This window comes from Paramesorhizobium leguminum (assembly GCF_003217235.1).
Taxonomy (GTDB): Bacteria; Pseudomonadota; Alphaproteobacteria; order Rhizobiales; family Rhizobiaceae; genus Paramesorhizobium; species Paramesorhizobium leguminum.
The window spans coordinates 1-15,125 of the sequence record NZ_QJTF01000011.1 but is presented as its reverse complement, the minus strand read 5'-3'; the positions used below and the strand labels follow the sequence as shown (position 1 = coordinate 15,125).

The window sequence follows — 15,125 nt, the reverse complement described above, 5'->3', positions numbered from 1 at the left end:
TTGTGAAGAGAAGCTTAAGTATGTCTTTCCGGTTATAACTATTCAGGCTAAAATTTTGAAATAAATTTCACGCGCATTCGGTTAATTTGTTTTCATGAATGGATTTATACTATAAGTAGTTCGCAATTTATTGGGAGTGACTGATCGCAATATATTGGGAGGCGATGGGCCTAGCTGTTCAAGCACTTCGCGCAGTTGCCGCGGATTTCAACCGTGGTCTTGGAGGGCTTGAAGCCATTGGCGGCAGCCCAACCCCGCACCTGATCCTCGATGACATCGTTGGAAAATTCCGAGACATGGCCGCATTTTTCGCAGATGGCGAAGGCGATCAGGCCATGCTGGCCGCAATGGGGGTGGGCGCAGGCGACGAAGGCGTTGAGGCTTTCGAGCCGATGCACCATGCCGAAATCAACAAGCTTATCGAGCGCGCGATAGACCTGCAGCGGGGCGCGGAAGCCATCATCGCGCAGTTTGTCGAGAATGGTGTATGCGCTTAGAGGCCCGGCGGCTTTGGCAAGCGCGTCGAAGACCAGGGTCTGATTGCGGGTGAGCGTTTCTCTGGTTGTCGTTTCTCTGTTTGTCATGGGCGTGGGCTCCGCTGGCGGGTGAATGGCACAAGGATTTGTAGCGGCAACAGGCTGAGTATGAAAATCCCCAATGCGGCCACCACGATGGAGGGGCCGGACGGCGTGTCGAAATGCAATGAGCCGAAAAGACCTGATATGACAGCAACCGCGCCCAGGAGGGATGCTGAAGCGGCCATCTGTTCCGGCGTTCGCGAAAAGCGCCGCGCCGTCGCCGCTGGAATAATGAGGAGCGCGGTGATGAGGAGGATGCCGACGATTTTCATCGCGATGGCGATCACGAGAGCCATCAGCAGCATGAAGACGATGCGTGAATAATCGGGATGAAGGCCTTCCGCCTTGGCGATGTCCTCATTGACGGTAGCAGCGAGGAGGGGGCGCCACAGCCATGCAATGACCAGAAGGACGGCAGCGCCGCCGCCATAGATGAAGGCGATGTCGCTTTTCGAGACGGCGAGGATATCGCCGAACAGGAAGCCCAGGAGATCGACCCGTATCCACGTCATGTAGGCAACCATGACCAGCCCCAGCGCCAGCGTGGAATGGGACAGGATGCCGAGAAGCGAATCGGTGGAGAGTGAATCGCGACGTTGCAGAAACAGGAGGAGCAGGGAGATCAGCACCGCGACGGCGAAAACGCCGAGCATGATGTTGATATCAAAGAAGAAGGCGAGCGCAACGCCTAAGAGGGCGGAGTGTGCCATGGTATCGCCGAAATAGGCCATCCGCCGCCAGACGATGAAACAGCCCAGCGGCCCGGTGGTGAGCGCGAGGCCGACGCCGGCGACGAGCGCGCGGATGAAGAAATCATTAAGCATCAGTGCTTTCTTTCCGCAATTTGCCCCTCACCCTTGCCCTCTCCCCGTAAAGAACGGGGAGAGGGGGGCATCGACGTTGCCGCCTCTTCCTTCTCCCCGTTTTTTACGGGGAGAAGGTGGCCCGAAGGGTCGGATGAGGGGCTGCCGTGATGGTGCCCATCATGTTCATAGCAATGATCGGTAGTGCTGCCGTCGGCATGGCGGACGCGCCCATCGGGGAGATGGGTATGATCGTGATGATGCTCATAGACTGCAAATGGCCGGGCGGCGCGAGGACCGAAGAGTTTTGCATATTCCGTGCTCGCCGCGACATCCTTCGGCGTGCCGCTGCAGCATACATGCCCATTGAGGCAGATGACACGGTCGGTCGCGGCCATCACCAGATGCAGATCATGCGAGACCAGCAGAACGCCGCAATGGGTGGTATCGCGCAACTTCTCGATCAGCTCGTAAAGCGCCGCTTCCCCGGTGAAATCCACGCCTTGCACCGGTTCGTCGAGGACGAGAACATCCGGCTTGCGCGCAATGGCTCTCGCCAGCAGAGCGCGCTGAAACTCGCCGCCCGAAAGATGGCGCAACTCCGCCTTCGCAAGGTGGGGGATGCCGACGGCTTCGAGCGCCTGCGCTATTTCCTGCTTTGTGTGCGAAGATGTCAGCGTGATCAGCCGTTCAACGGAGAGCGGCATTGTCCAGTCGATCGCCAGTTTCTGCGGCACATAGCCGACCTTCAAGCCCGGCGCGTCGATCACCTCACCCGCGTCCGGTTTCAGCACCTTGAGCGCCAACTTGGCGGTCGTGCTTTTACCGGCTCCGTTGGGGCCGATCAGGGTGACGATCTCGCCACGCATCACCTGAAGGCTGATATCGCGGACAAGCCATTTGCCGCTGCGAAAGACGCCGGCATTCCTGATCTCGATGAGGGGGGCTGATTTCAGCATGACTTAAATTTCCGTTAAGGTCTTGCCATGCCTTATGGCAGACGTTATAGCGTTACGCAACTGATGTAACTTAATAACATATCAGTTCCCTGGCGCCCATATTCAAGGAGATAGGCCATGAGAATACTTCGCTCCCTTTTGCTCGCTTCCGCGTTTTTTGCGTCCGCGAGTTCCACTTTCGCCGCCGGCAGGGAAGGCGTGGTCGCCTCGATCAAGCCGATCGATTCATTGGTCGCGGCGGTCATGGAAGGCGTGGGAAAGCCCACACTTATTGTTCAGGGCGCCGGCTCGCCCCATGCTTACAGCCTCAAGCCTTCGGATGCGGAGGCTATAGAACACGCGAAGATCATCTTCTGGGTTGGTCCGGGATTGGAAAACTTCCTCAACAAGCCGCTGGAAACGCTGGGCGCCGGAGCGAAGATCGTGGCGCTGGCAGATGCGCCCGGCCTGACGAAGCTCAAGTTCCGTGAGGGTGGGCCGTTCGAGGCGCATGAACATGGCGATGAGGCGGGCGAGGGGCACGATCACGCGCAAGGTGAAGGTCATGAGCATCATGATCACGCGCATGGCGAATACGACATGCATATCTGGCTGGACCCGGAAAATGCGAAGATTTTCGTTCAGGATATCGCCAGGACGTTGTCGGAAGCCGACCCCGCCAACGCGGGGCGCTACGAGAGCAATGCACAAGCCTATTCGGCCAAGCTCGACGCCTTGACGAAAGAGGTCGCGGCGGAACTCGCGCCGGTCAAGGACAAGCCGTTCATCGTCTTCCACGACGCCTACCAGTATTTCGATAAGAGGTTCGGCCTCAACACGGTGGGGTCTCTTACCGTCAGCCCGGAAAGCATGCCGGGCGCTCAGCGTGTCTCGGAAATCCACGACAAGGTAAAACAGCTCGGCGCGACATGCGTCTTCGCGGAGCCGCAGTTCGAGCCGCGTCTGGTCAAGACGGTTACCGAAGGCACGGATGCCAAATCCGGCGTTCTCGATCCGCTTGGCGCCTCGCTGAAGGATGGTCCCGACCTCTATCCGCAGCTTATCCGTAATCTGGCGGATTCTCTGAAGGGCTGCCTGTCGAAATAGGCGGAGCATTTCATTTTTAGATGGAAACGCTGGCGGGGCACTACACCCTCCTCTGGCTTGCCAGCCATCTCCCCCTCAAGGGGGGAGATTGGCCTGTATCGATGACGGCACTTATTCTGGGAATGTTGATGATTGGCGGAAGCGGCAATTACAGCGTAATCTCCCCCCTTGAGGGGGAGATGGCTGGCAAGCCAGAGGGGGGGGTGCCTCACGATTCCATTAAATCATGAACCACTCTAACCTCCAAGCTCACTCCGGCAGCAGGGCGATATCCAGCGCCTTGCTGTCGGCGAGCGTGCGGTGGTCAAGCACATTGGCGATGGCCTCGCGCACGTCCAGCATCAGCCGGCGGACTTCGCAATCGGCCTCGTTGCAATCCTCGCAGGAGCGATAGTCCGTCTTGCTGGCGCAGGAGATCGGCGCCAGCGGGCCGTCAAGAATGCGGATGATATTGCCGATGTGGATTTCGCCGGCGGGTTTGGCGAGGCGGAAGCCGCCGCCTTTACCCTTGCGGCTGGTCACCAGCCCCGCATTGCGCAGGTCGGTCAGGATATTGTCGAGAAACTTGCGGGGAATGCGGCGCTGGGCGGCGATCTCATGGACGGCTGCAAGCTCGCCTTCGGCGATCCCGGCGAGGTGCACCATCGCCTTGAGGCCGTATTTTCCCTTCTTGGTCAGCATGATATTTCCCGACAGCGTTTCTCTCGACCGTAGGAACTCACCTGACTGGCCGCAAGGCCTTCTACCCCAAAGGATCGCCGAAAACGACTTTTCCGTCGATGACCGTTCTTTTTACGTCAAGCTTGTCATCGAGATGCAGGAGGCTGGTACGCATTCCGGGGCGCAGGCTTCCCAACCGGTCGGCAAGCCCGATGCTGCGGGCTGGGTAGAGCGACGCCATGCGCAGAGCTTCATCGAGCGGGAGACCGATGGTCTGGTGCATGAAGCGGACGGCGGAGATCATGTCGAGATCGGCGCCCGCCAGTGTTCCGTCATCGAGCGTCAGGCGGCCGTTGGCACGGTGGATCGTGCGCCCGTTGAGCGTGAAGCTGGTCAGATCCGTGCCGATGGTCGACATGGCGTCGGTGACGAGGAAGATGTGGCCGGGGCCGGTCTTTGCCTTGAGCGCGATGCGGATGGATGCGGGATCGACATGGAGGCCATCGGCGATCAGGCCGACATGGAGACTGCCTAAATCGAGCGCCGCGCCGACCATGCCCGGCTCGCGGTGGCCGAGCGGGCTCATGGCATTGAAGAGGTGGGTCATCATGGACGCGCCCGATGCCGCGGCTTCACGCGCCACGGCGTAGGAGCAATCGGAGTGGCCCAGGCTGACGATGATGCCCGCTTCCGCAAGCGCCCTGATCTGTTCGTTGGTGGTGTTTTCCGGCGCGACCGTCGTGAGCAGCACGGGAAGGTGTTTTTGCGCTTCGATCAGCCGGGCAAGATCGGTGTCTTCCATCGGCCGGATGAGGGCGGGATGATGCGTACCCTTGCGCGCGACCGACAGATGCGGCCCTTCGAGATGCAGGCCGAGGAAGCCCGGCACGTTGTCGCGCGTGGCCTCCTCTCCGGCGGCTATGGCGGCGGCGGTTACTTCGCGCGTGTCGGTAATCAGCGTCGGCAGCAGCCCGGTGGTGCCGAATTTGGCGTGGGCGGCGCAGATCGTGCGGATGGCCTCCACATCGGGATGTTCGTTCAGGAGAACCCCGCCACCGCCATTGACTTGCAGGTCGATGAAGCCGGGGACGATCATTCCTTCATCTAGGGCAATTGTCCTAATGCCGGAGGGGACGGCCTCTCGCGCAACGACGGCTTCGATCCGCTCGCCGTCCAGAATGAGCGCCGCATAGTGCAGCCAGTTCTCGCCATCGAAAATGCGCGGCGCGGTCAGGGCAAATCGTTGGCTCATATGGTTTCGGTCACTTTGCGAAGGTGGGGAGGGGTATCGGGATTGAAGCCGCGATGGCGGGAGAGTCCTTCAACGAAGATATAGAAGGAAACGAGAAGCGCCAGCGGGTCGGTCAGGGGATGCGATGTCGCGACGAAAGGAAGGGGTGTCGCGGCGGTCTTGCTCGTCGAGGTGACGAAGACGGCAGCGCCTTGACCGGCGATGCGGTCGCAGGTCTCGATGATCGACTGTTCCGCCGCGTCGCGGGCGGTCAGCGCCAGTACGGGAAAATTCTTGCCGACGATGGCGACGGGGCCATGCAAGACTTCCGCCGCGCTATAGGCTTCGGCGTGCATGGAACTGGTTTCCTTGAACTTGAGCGCCGCCTCATTGGCGATTGCCGAAGATGGGCCGCGTCCGAGCACAAAGAGCGAGTCATGGCCTTCCAGAGCTTCGCCAAGGGGCGACCAATCACAGGTGAGCGCATCGTTCAAAGCACGCGGCAATTGCCTGAGGGCATCGAGAAGCGCGGTGTCGCCGGTCCAATGTGCGATCAGGGCGAGGCCAGCCACGGCGGAAGCCACGAATGTTTTCGTCGCGGCGACGCTTTTTTCTGGGCCGGCGAGGATATCGATGGCAACATCGCAGGTCTGCGCCAAGGGCGAATCTGAGGTGTTGCTGATGGCATAGGTCAGGGCGCCGCTTGTCCGTGCCACCTTCGCCATTGTCACGATGTCGGGGCTTTTCCCGGATTGGGAAATGGCGATTGCGGCGGCGTTCGCCAGTTTGAGCCGGGCGCCGTAGATCGAGGCGATGGAGGGGCCGAGCGAGGCGACGGGGATGCCCGCGGTCAGTTCGGTCGCGTATTTGAGATAGGTCGCCACATGGTCGGACGAGCCGCGCGCAATCGATACGAGGAAAGCCGGATCCTTTTCGCGCAACTGGCTGCCCGCCTTGCGCAGAATATCGTTCGATCCGTCGAGAAGACGCGCCACCACATCCGGAATGGAGGCGATTTCCGCGCGCATGAGGCTGGTTTCAGTGGTCAAAGAACGGCTCCCGCTGCTTCCGCCGTCTGGCCCGATGGGTCGCTCAGGCGCAGTTCGGCGATGAATTCATAGGCGTCGGCGCGGTAGATCGAGCGGGTGAACTCGATCACCTTGCCGGATTCGAGATAGGAAATGCGCTCGATGTTGAGGCTGGCCGAACCCGGCTGCACGTCAAGAAGGCGCGCATCATTTTCCTTCAAAATGGCGGCTGAAATGCGCTGAATGGCGCGCACCGGGCGGTTGCCGTTGGCCGTCAGCACCGCATAGAGCGATGTGGTTACATCTTCGGGACGGGGAAGAACGCTTGGCGCGAGAGCCGCCCGTTCGATGGCCATAGGCGTCTCGTTCGCGACGCGCAGGCGGCTGATGCGGGCGACCATTTCGCCTGAGGTCAGACCGAGTGTCACCATCTCCTCGGGCGAGGGGGCATAGAGACCACGGTCGAGCCATGCCGAACGCACGATCATGCCGCGCCGCGCCATATCCTCGGTGAACGAGGTGAGCTGCGTCAGATATTGCTCTACCGGCTTCACCCGCGAGGCGACGAAAGTGCCCGAACCGTGGCGCTGGATGAGCAGCCCTTCCTTCACCAGCTCCTGGACGGCCTTGCGGACGGTGACGCGGGACACATCAGCCATGCTGGCGATTTCGCGTTCCGGCGGCAGGGCGTCGCCTGACTTGATGAGCCCACGCTCCACTGCGCGTTCGATGATCCGCTTGAGCTTGACATAGAGCGGCCCACCGCCCAGCGATTGCGCTGTCATGTCGGCAAAGATGGCCGCAATGGTATCAGCCATGAGCCGCTTCCTCGTGCGCAAAGAGCTTGGCGGCAAGTTGGACCGCGCCGCTCAACGCATCGCCCAGGGGCGGATGAATGCGGGCGCGGTATTTCGGGGAAAGCCTTGGCGCATAAAGCGAACCAAGCCCGCCGATCAGGCAGAGACGATCCTGTTCCGGCGGCATGATCGCATCGAGCGCTTCCTCGATGGTTTTGACCGACCGCTCGATGAGCAGGCTCCCAAGTGGGTCGCCCTTGTCGGCATATTCGAAAACCAGCGGTGCATAAGCGCCGAAATCGTTCGGCTTGGCGTCACGCGCGAAAGTGACGATCCGATCGGGATCGTTTTCGAAGAGCGCCATTGTCTTTTCCGTCAGGGGCGAGGCAGGATGCACGCCGTCATGGGCGAGCAGCACCTCTTCGAGCAGGTCGCGGCCAAGGCGCGCGCCGCCGCCAAGATCGCTCACCTTGAAACCCCAGCCGCCGATCGTGCGGATTTGGCCTTTTTGGCGGGTGATAAAGACCGAGCCGGTGCCGAGGATGACGACCGTTCCGTCGCCATCGCCGATGGCGCCATGGAGCGCGATGGTGGCATCGGATTTCACATGAGCGCGGGCGAAAGGCAGGAGCTTCTCAAGGCGCGCGCCATTGTTGTTCACATTGGCGCCGGCAAGACCGAGAACGGCGGAAACCGAGGTTTCAGCCTCTGGACCGAGGCCGGCTTCCTGCAAGGCCTGCCGTGTGGCAGCCAATATATTGATCCGCGCGCCTTCTATATCCGTCATGATATTGGCCGCGCCGCTCTTGCCACGGCCAATAATCCGGCCTGCGCTATCGGCAAGCGCCGCGCGGCATCCCGTGCCGCCCCCGTCAATTCCGAGAAGAAGTTCCACGCGCTCGTCCTCCTGCTAATTCATGATACCAATAAAGTACCAATAGCCAAGAGCTAAATCCCGTTGGGCTGGCTAAATTCACAACGCACTGAAAAGACACGAAATTTTTATCAAGCGAAACTTTGATGACAAGAAACCGTTAAGGTCTCTGGACAAGTGGTATTTTTTTGGCATTATCAGATAAGTGGGAGAACACGATAATGGCCGTAAACCGGACCGAACAGCTGAATGACGAGGCGAGGGGCCTCGATCTCCAGCCGCCGCATCGTATAGCAGCCCTTCTCGCCAAGGCGCAGGAGGAGGCCGCAACCGTTGTCGCCCCATCTTCCGGGAATATTGCCGATGCCGCCGATCTCGTAGCCGACGCCCTGGAGCGCGGCGGGCGTCTCGCCTATGCCGCCGCCGGCAGTTCCGGCCTGATGGCGCTGTCCGATGCGCTGGAGTTGCCCGGCACATTCGGCATCCCGCGCGAGCAGATCGTTGTCCTTTTTGCCGGCGGGGTCGAAAGCCTGACCAACCTGACGGGCGCGCCGGAGGACGTTGCGGAGCACGGCGTTCGGGATGTCGTTGCCGCAAAGCTTGAGTTCGGCGATTGTCTCGTCGCCATTTCGGCGAGCGGCTCGACGCCCTATGCGGTCAGCGCGCTCGGCGCCGCCAAAGAGCGCGGACTGAAGACAATCGCGATAGCCAATAATCCGGGAGCGCCTATTCTGGAAGAGGCCGATATCGGCATCCTCCTGGAAACGCCGCCGGAAATAATAGCGGGATCAACCCGCATGGGCGCAGGGACCGCTCAGAAAATAGCGCTGAACCTGTTGTCGACGCTGGCGGCGATCCGGCTGGGGCATGTCCATGACGGTTACATGGTCAATCTTCACGCTGACAATGCCAAGCTTAGGGCGCGGGCAGCGCATATCGTAAGTGCCATCACGAATTGCGGCGAGAAACGAGCGCATGCCTGTCTTGAGCAGGCCGGCGGTTCGGTCAAGCCGGCGGTTCTGCTGGCGGCAGGCGCGGCGGATATCGATGCCGCGCAAAAACTTCTCGACGGTAACGGACAGAAACTGCGTCCGGCGCTGGTCGAATTGGAAGGGAACCTTGGTTCCCATTAGAGACGGCTGCATAATTTCATCCAGAAGATGTGGGATTATGCAGGAGCAACACGCCTGAGGGCGTCAAAATGGGAGAGTTATCATGATGAGCAAGACAATGATTGCAGTGTTGCTCGCGTCAAGCGTACTCGGCTCGGCCGGGGCGGCTTACGCGGAAGACGTGACGCTGAATATCGAGAGCTGGCGCAACGACGATCTGCCGATCTGGAACGAGAAGCTGATCCCCGCCTTCGAGAAGTCGCATCCGGGCATCAAGCTCAAGTTCAATCCTTCCGCGCCCACGGAATATGACGCCGCGCTAGGCGCCAAGCTCGACGCCAATTCGGCTGGCGACATCATAACCTGCCGCCCGTTCGACAAGTCGCTGGCGCTTTTCCAGAAGGGGCAGCTCGCCTCGCTCAACGATCTGCCTGGTATCGACAAGTTCAGCCCGGTTGCGAAGTCGGCCTGGGAGACGGATGACGGCAAAACCACCTTCTGTGTGCCGGTGGCGTCCGTCATTCACGGCTTCATCTATAACAAGGAAGCGTTCGACAAGCTCGGCCTTAAGGTGCCGCAGACGGAGGACGAGTTCTTCGCCGTGCTCGATGCGATCAAGAAGGACGGCACCTATATTCCAATGGCGATGGGCACCAAGGATCTCTGGGAAGCCGCGACCATGGGCTACCAGAATATCGGCCCGAACTATTGGAAGGGCGAGGAAGGCCGGAAGGCACTGATCGCCGGCAAGGAAAAGCTGACCGATCCTGAGTGGGTCGATCCGTTCAAGACGCTTGCTCGCTGGAAGGATTATCTCGGCGATGGCTTCGAGGCGCAGTCTTATCCCGACAGCCAGAACATGTTCACGCTCGGTCGCGCCGCGATCTATCCTGCGGGTTCGTGGGAAATCTCCGGCTTCAACACGCAGGCCCAGTTCAAGATGGGCGCGTTCCCGCCTCCGGTCAAGAAGGCCGGCGACACCTGCTACATCTCGGACCATACCGATCTCGGCATCGGCATGAACGCCAAGTCAGCGCATCCGAAAGAAGCCAAGGCATTCCTCGAATGGGTGGCCTCGCCTGAATTCGCTGAAATCTACGCCAACGCGCTGCCGGGCTTCTTCAGCCTGAATTCAACGCCGGTGAAGATGACCGATCCGCTAGCCCAGGAATTCGTCTCCTGGCGCGACAAGTGCAAGTCGACCATTCGCTCGACCTACCAGATCCTGTCGCGTGGGACGCCCAATCTCGAAAACGAGACCTGGGTCGAATCCGCCAACGTGATCAATGGCACCGATACGCCGGAGCAGGCTGGCGAGAAGCTTCAGAAGGGTCTGGATAGCTGGTACAAGCCGGCGAAGTGATAAGCTGCCCTCCTTCCCCCTTGCGGGGAAGGTGCCCGCGTTAGCGGGCGGATGGGGGTGGTTAAGGCAGCGCGCTGCGATTGCCTGTTGGAGTACAGCCGTCACCACCCCCACCCGACCCTTCGGGCCACCCTCCCCGCAAGGGGGAGGGAAGGGCGCGAGCCTATTCTGCGAGGCTGTCCTCGCCAGCGTTAAAACGAAATACAGTCAGAAGGCTGACAGACCGCATGACCAATACCCCCGCAAAGAGCAGGCCCGTGCGATGGCATATCGCTGTTTTCCTCATGCCGGCGGTCCTGATCTATACGGCGGTGATGATCCTGCCGCTCTTCGGCACGATGCAATTGTCGCTCTTCCGCGTGGAAAACAATCTGTCGACTTTCGTCGGTCTTGATAACTTCCGCACACTTTTCGGCGATCCGAACTGGTCGGTGAACTTCTGGAATGCGCTCAGGAATAATGTCTGGTTCTTCATCGTCCACATGGTGGTGCAGAATCCGATCGGGGTTGTGCTGGCGGCGCTTCTGAGCCATCCGAAATTACGGTTCAGCACCTTCTATCGGACGGCGATCTTCATCCCGACGATCCTGTCCTTCGTGATCGTCGGTTTCGCCTGGAAGCTGATCCTGAGCCCGCTCTGGGGCATCGCTCCAAACATGCTCGACGCGGTCGGGTTGAAAAGCCTTTTCGCGCCGTGGCTCGGCCAGGAGCAATATGCGCTGACGACGCTTAGCCTCATCTCCGTCTGGCAATTTATCGGCATCCCGATGATGCTGATCTATGCCGCGCTCCTGTCCATCCCTGATGAGATCATCGAGGCGGCGGAGTGCGATGGCATTACCGGCGTTGCGCAGTTCTGGAAAATCAAGCTGCCGCTGATCCTGCCTTCCATCGGCATCATTTCGATTCTCACCTTCGTCGGCAATTTCAACGCGTTCGATTTGATTTACACGACGCAAGGCGCGCTCGCGGGGCCGAACTACTCGACAGATATTCTGGGCACCTTCATGTTCAGGACCTTCTTCGGGTTCCAGCTTCAGGTCGGCGACCGCAATATGGGCGCGACGGTTGCCTCGGTGATGTTCTTCATCATCCTCGCCGGCGTCTGCCTCTATCTTTTCGGCATCCAGCGGCGCCTGCGCCGCTATCAGTTCTGAGGGAGAGCGGCATGAGTTCGATTTTCAGCTCCCGCCTCCAGTCGTCATCCTTGGGCTTGACCCGAGGATCCACGGCAAAGGGGCAAAAACGGAATTATCATCCGCTGCGGGATAGTAAAAACGTCATCCGAGATATCGGGCAGCTTATGCCTACTGGAATGCGTCAATGCGGCGGGCATATCAGTGCTCCCTTGCCGTGGATCCTCGGGTCAAGCCCGAGGATGACGAGGGGAGAGAGGGCTGCGTCTAGCCGGACAGATGGACATATTACTTGGCCAGAGGACGCCCAATGAGCCGCGCCACATCATCACTCTCCCGCAGCATCGCCGCCCATGCGATCCTCATTGCCTATACGGTGATCGCGCTATTCCCGGTCGTCGTCATCGTCATCAACTCGTTCAAGTCGCGCAATGCGATCTTCCGGGCACCCCTGCAAATACCGACGCAGGAGACGTTCAGCCTGATCGGCTACAAGACGGTTATCGAACAGGGTAATTTCTTTATCTATTTCCAGAACAGCCTGATCGTGACGGTGGTGTCCATCGCGCTGGTGCTGGTCTTCGGCGCCATGGCTGCCTTCGCGCTTTCCGAATACCGCTTCCGCGGCAATACGCTGATGGGGCTATATCTGGCGCTGGGGATCATGATCCCGATCCGGCTCGGTACGGTTTCCATCCTCGAACTGATGGTTGCGAGCGGACTGGTCGATACGCTGACGGCGCTGATCCTGGTCTATACCGCGCAGGGCTTGCCGCTGGCGGTCTTCATCCTGTCGGAATTCATGAAGCAGGTTTCCGACGATCTGAAGAATGCCGGGCGCATCGATGGTCTTAGCGAATACCGCATCTTCTTCCGCCTCGTGCTGCCTCTGGTCAGGCCGGCGATGGCGACGGTCGCCGTCTTTACCATGATCCCGATCTGGAACGATCTGTGGTTTCCGCTGATCCTCGCTCCATCCGAGGCGACGAAGACCGTGACCCTCGGTGCGCAGATGTTCATCGGCCAGTACGTCACCAACTGGAATGCCGTTCTCGCGGCGCTGTCGCTGGCGATCCTGCCCGTGCTCGTCCTCTATTTCTTCTTCTCCCGCCAGCTCATCCGCGGGATCACGGCAGGAGCGGTCAAATGAATGCGGAGAATTCGCAGCCCGTGCGGGTCATGGTTGCCGGACTTGGCCATATGGGCTTGAGCCATGCGCTCGCCTATCACGAGAATCCGGGCTTCGAGATTGTCGGCCTCGTCAACCGCTCGTCGGTAGAGTTACCTGAGCAGCTCACAAACTATCCGTTTTTCCATTCCTTCGATGAGGCATTGGAAGCGCTGAAACCAGATCTTGCCTGCATCGCCACCTATTCCGATAGTCATGCCGATTACGCGATCAAGGCAATGGAAACCGGCGCGGACGTTTTCGTCGAAAAGCCGCTGGCGACCAATGTCGCTGACGCTCGGCGCGTCGTCGAAATGGCGAAGGCGAGGGGCCGCAAGCTGGTGGTAGGCTACATCCTGCGCTACCATCCGTCATGGATGCGGCTCATTGCGGAGGCGAGGGCGCTTGGCGGACCTTATGTCTTCCGCATGAACTTGAACCAGCAATCGAGCGGTGACCATTGGGAAACGCACAAGAAGCTGATGGAGACGACTTCGCCGATTGTCGATTGCGGCGTGCATTATCTCGACGTCATGTGCCAGATCACCGACGCCAGGCCGGTCGAAGTGCGCGGCATGGGCCTCAGGCTTTCACCTGAAATCGATGAGGCGATGTATAATTACGGCCATCTGCAGGTGCTGTTCGATGACGGTTCGGTCGGCTGGTACGAGGCCGGCTGGGGGCCGATGATGTCGGAGACGGCCTTCTTCGTGAAGGATGTCATCTCGCCCAATGGCTCAGTTTCCATCGTCATGAACGAGGGCGCCAAATCCGCCGATATCGATACGCATACGAAAACATCCGTCATCCGCGTTCATTCAGCGAAGCTCGATGAGGACGGTAAGCTGGCGGAACCCGACCAGCACCTCTCGATGGAAGGCGAGCCGGGCCATCAGGGGCTTTGCGATCTCGAACAAGCTTACATGCTGAAGGCGATCCGCGAGAATATCGATCTCACCCGCCATATGGAAGACGCGGTGCAATCGCTGGCCATCTGCCTTGCCGCGGATGAAAGCGTGCGCACAGGCAAGGCCGTCAGGCTCTAGGACAGGAATAACGATTTGGGTACGCTGAAACTGGAAAATATCCGCAAGTCCTTCGGTTCGGTCGATGTGCTCAAGGGTATCGACCTCGATGTGAAGGACGGCGAGCTGGTGGTCTTCGTCGGGCCGTCCGGCTGCGGGAAGTCGACACTTTTGCGGATCATCGCGGGGCTCGAGGATGCGACATCGGGCGACGTGCTCATCGACGGTGCTGCCGCCGGCCACATCCCACCGGCGAAGCGCGGCATTGCCATGGTGTTCCAGACCTATGCGCTCTATCCGCATCTGACGGTGCGCGACAATATGGGGCTCGGCCTCAAGCAGGCGGGAACACCGGCGGCGGAAATCGCCGGCCGTGTCGGAAAAGCCTCGGCCATGCTTTCGCTTGATGATTATCTGGCGCGCCGGCCGGCGGAACTTTCAGGCGGACAGCGCCAGCGCGTCGCCATCGGCCGGGCGCTGGTGCGCGAGCCGAAGCTGTTCCTGTTCGATGAACCGCTTTCCAATCTCGATGCGGCGCTCCGCGTCAACACGCGGCTCGAAATCGCCCGGCTGCACCGGGAATTGTCGGCGACGATGATCTATGTGACGCACGACCAGGTGGAGGCGATGACGCTCGCCGACAAGATCGTCGTGCTCAACAATGGCCGGATCGAGCAGATCGGCGCGCCGATGGAGCTTTATAATTCGCCAGCCAATCTGTTTGTCGCCGGCTTCATCGGTTCGCCGAAGATGAATTTCATCGATGCGGCGCGGCTTGGGCACGAGGGGGTGAAGACAATCGGCGTCAGGCCAGAACATATCACGGTTGATCCGACATCCGGCACCTGGGCCGGCAGCGTCATGCATGTCGAGCATCTAGGGCCTGATACCAATCTCTATCTCGACAGCAAGGAGGCTGGGCTCATCACTATCAGGCTTTTCGGTGAATACAGGGTGGAGCCGGGCGCCGCGCTTTACGCAACGCCCGATCCGGCCCGGACCTATCGTTTCGACGCAGCGGGACAAGTTATCGCCTGACCGGAATTCGAGCGGCTCGGCGCGGGGGCGGCGGGCTGCGAGGGAAGGGCGAGAGAAACGGACGGGCGGCAGCGCCCGTCCGTTTTCGTTTATAGGCAGGCAATCCCGGATATGCTTCATATGGCTGTCACAAAGCTTCCCTTCCGTCACTCAAGAAAATTCGAAAATCGTGATTTTGCGTGTTGACAGTTTCGTTGGGTGGGGCCTATAAAGCGCCACAACGAAGGCGGCGGCGCCGCTGGCGGACGAAGAGTTCGCCCTCGTGAC

Annotated in this window: 15 protein-coding genes; 7 read left to right on the top strand and 8 right to left on the bottom strand. The window is 59.9% G+C overall.

Annotated features, from left to right (window positions below):
* Window positions 1-170: 170 nt before the first annotated feature.
* The 3 genes from C7477_RS10445 to C7477_RS10435 are packed head-to-tail and all read right to left on the bottom strand — an operon-like array spanning window position 171 to window position 2,340.
* Window positions 171-584, bottom strand: a complete 414-nt coding sequence (locus tag C7477_RS10445; protein ID WP_110751831.1) for a Fur family transcriptional regulator — start codon at window positions 582-584, stop codon at window positions 171-173.
* Window positions 581-1,402: a zinc ABC transporter permease subunit ZnuB gene (znuB, locus tag C7477_RS10440; protein WP_110751829.1), complete on the bottom strand. Its 822-nt coding sequence runs from the start codon at window positions 1,400-1,402 to the stop codon at window positions 581-583. The genes C7477_RS10445 and znuB overlap by 4 nt, the downstream gene beginning before the upstream one ends.
* Window positions 1,402-2,340, bottom strand: coding sequence for an ATP-binding cassette domain-containing protein (locus C7477_RS10435; RefSeq protein WP_245411804.1), 939 nt, complete (start codon window positions 2,338-2,340; stop codon window positions 1,402-1,404). The genes znuB and C7477_RS10435 overlap by 1 nt, the downstream gene beginning before the upstream one ends.
* Window positions 2,341-2,457: 117 nt before the next feature.
* Here C7477_RS10435 and znuA point away from each other — a divergent pair, with 117 nt between their 5' ends.
* Complete coding sequence (znuA, locus tag C7477_RS10430; protein WP_110751827.1) at window positions 2,458-3,426, top strand: zinc ABC transporter substrate-binding protein ZnuA; 969 nt, start codon at window positions 2,458-2,460, stop codon at window positions 3,424-3,426.
* Between the two features lie 249 nt (window positions 3,427-3,675).
* Here the strand turns inward: znuA and C7477_RS10420 are convergent, their stop codons facing one another.
* The 5 genes from C7477_RS10420 to C7477_RS10400 all read right to left on the bottom strand — a co-directional run bounded on the left by C7477_RS10420 (window position 3,676) and on the right by C7477_RS10400 (window position 8,037).
* The gene (locus tag C7477_RS10420; protein ID WP_110751823.1) at window positions 3,676-4,107 is read right to left on the bottom strand and encodes an RrF2 family transcriptional regulator; all 432 of its coding nucleotides are present in this window, start codon (window positions 4,105-4,107) and stop codon (window positions 3,676-3,678) included.
* 61 nt (window positions 4,108-4,168) lie between these two features.
* Window positions 4,169-5,338, bottom strand: coding sequence for an N-acetylglucosamine-6-phosphate deacetylase (gene nagA, locus C7477_RS10415; protein ID WP_110751821.1), 1,170 nt, complete (start codon window positions 5,336-5,338; stop codon window positions 4,169-4,171).
* On the bottom strand, window positions 5,335-6,366 hold the full coding sequence (locus tag C7477_RS10410; protein WP_245411803.1) for an SIS domain-containing protein: 1,032 nt from the start codon (window positions 6,364-6,366) through the stop codon (window positions 5,335-5,337). Before C7477_RS10410 ends, nagA begins: the two co-directional genes overlap by 4 nt.
* Window positions 6,363-7,163 (bottom strand): GntR family transcriptional regulator, encoded by an 801-nt coding sequence (locus tag C7477_RS10405; protein ID WP_110751817.1) that lies wholly within the window; start codon window positions 7,161-7,163, stop codon window positions 6,363-6,365. Before C7477_RS10405 ends, C7477_RS10410 begins: the two co-directional genes overlap by 4 nt.
* Entirely contained in the window at window positions 7,156-8,037 is an 882-nt protein-coding gene (locus C7477_RS10400; protein WP_110751815.1) for a glucosamine kinase nucleotide-binding domain-containing protein, read from the bottom strand. Before C7477_RS10400 ends, C7477_RS10405 begins: the two co-directional genes overlap by 8 nt.
* 200 nt (window positions 8,038-8,237) lie before the next feature.
* On the opposite strand from C7477_RS10400, the gene C7477_RS10395 reads away from it, so the two are divergent.
* The 6 genes from C7477_RS10395 to C7477_RS10370 all read left to right on the top strand — a co-directional run bounded on the left by C7477_RS10395 (window position 8,238) and on the right by C7477_RS10370 (window position 14,858).
* Window positions 8,238-9,149, top strand: a complete 912-nt coding sequence (locus C7477_RS10395; RefSeq protein WP_110751813.1) for an N-acetylmuramic acid 6-phosphate etherase — start codon at window positions 8,238-8,240, stop codon at window positions 9,147-9,149.
* An 85-nt stretch (window positions 9,150-9,234) separates the two neighbouring features.
* Window positions 9,235-10,491 carry an ABC transporter substrate-binding protein gene (locus C7477_RS10390; protein ID WP_425373557.1) on the top strand — a complete coding sequence of 419 codons (1,257 nt, stop codon included), beginning with the start codon at window positions 9,235-9,237 and terminating at the stop codon, window positions 10,489-10,491.
* A gap of 227 nt (window positions 10,492-10,718) precedes the next feature.
* Window positions 10,719-11,648 carry a carbohydrate ABC transporter permease gene (locus tag C7477_RS10385; protein ID WP_110751809.1) on the top strand — a complete coding sequence of 310 codons (930 nt, stop codon included), beginning with the start codon at window positions 10,719-10,721 and terminating at the stop codon, window positions 11,646-11,648.
* Between the two features lie 289 nt (window positions 11,649-11,937).
* Window positions 11,938-12,777: a carbohydrate ABC transporter permease gene (locus tag C7477_RS10380; RefSeq protein ID WP_110751807.1), complete on the top strand. Its 840-nt coding sequence runs from the start codon at window positions 11,938-11,940 to the stop codon at window positions 12,775-12,777.
* On the top strand, window positions 12,774-13,841 hold the full coding sequence (locus C7477_RS10375) for a Gfo/Idh/MocA family protein (protein WP_110751805.1): 1,068 nt from the start codon (window positions 12,774-12,776) through the stop codon (window positions 13,839-13,841). Before C7477_RS10380 ends, C7477_RS10375 begins: the two co-directional genes overlap by 4 nt.
* 15 nt (window positions 13,842-13,856) lie before the next feature.
* Window positions 13,857-14,858, top strand: a complete 1,002-nt coding sequence (locus C7477_RS10370) for an ABC transporter ATP-binding protein (protein ID WP_110751803.1) — start codon at window positions 13,857-13,859, stop codon at window positions 14,856-14,858.
* Window positions 14,859-15,125: the final 267 nt, after the last annotated feature.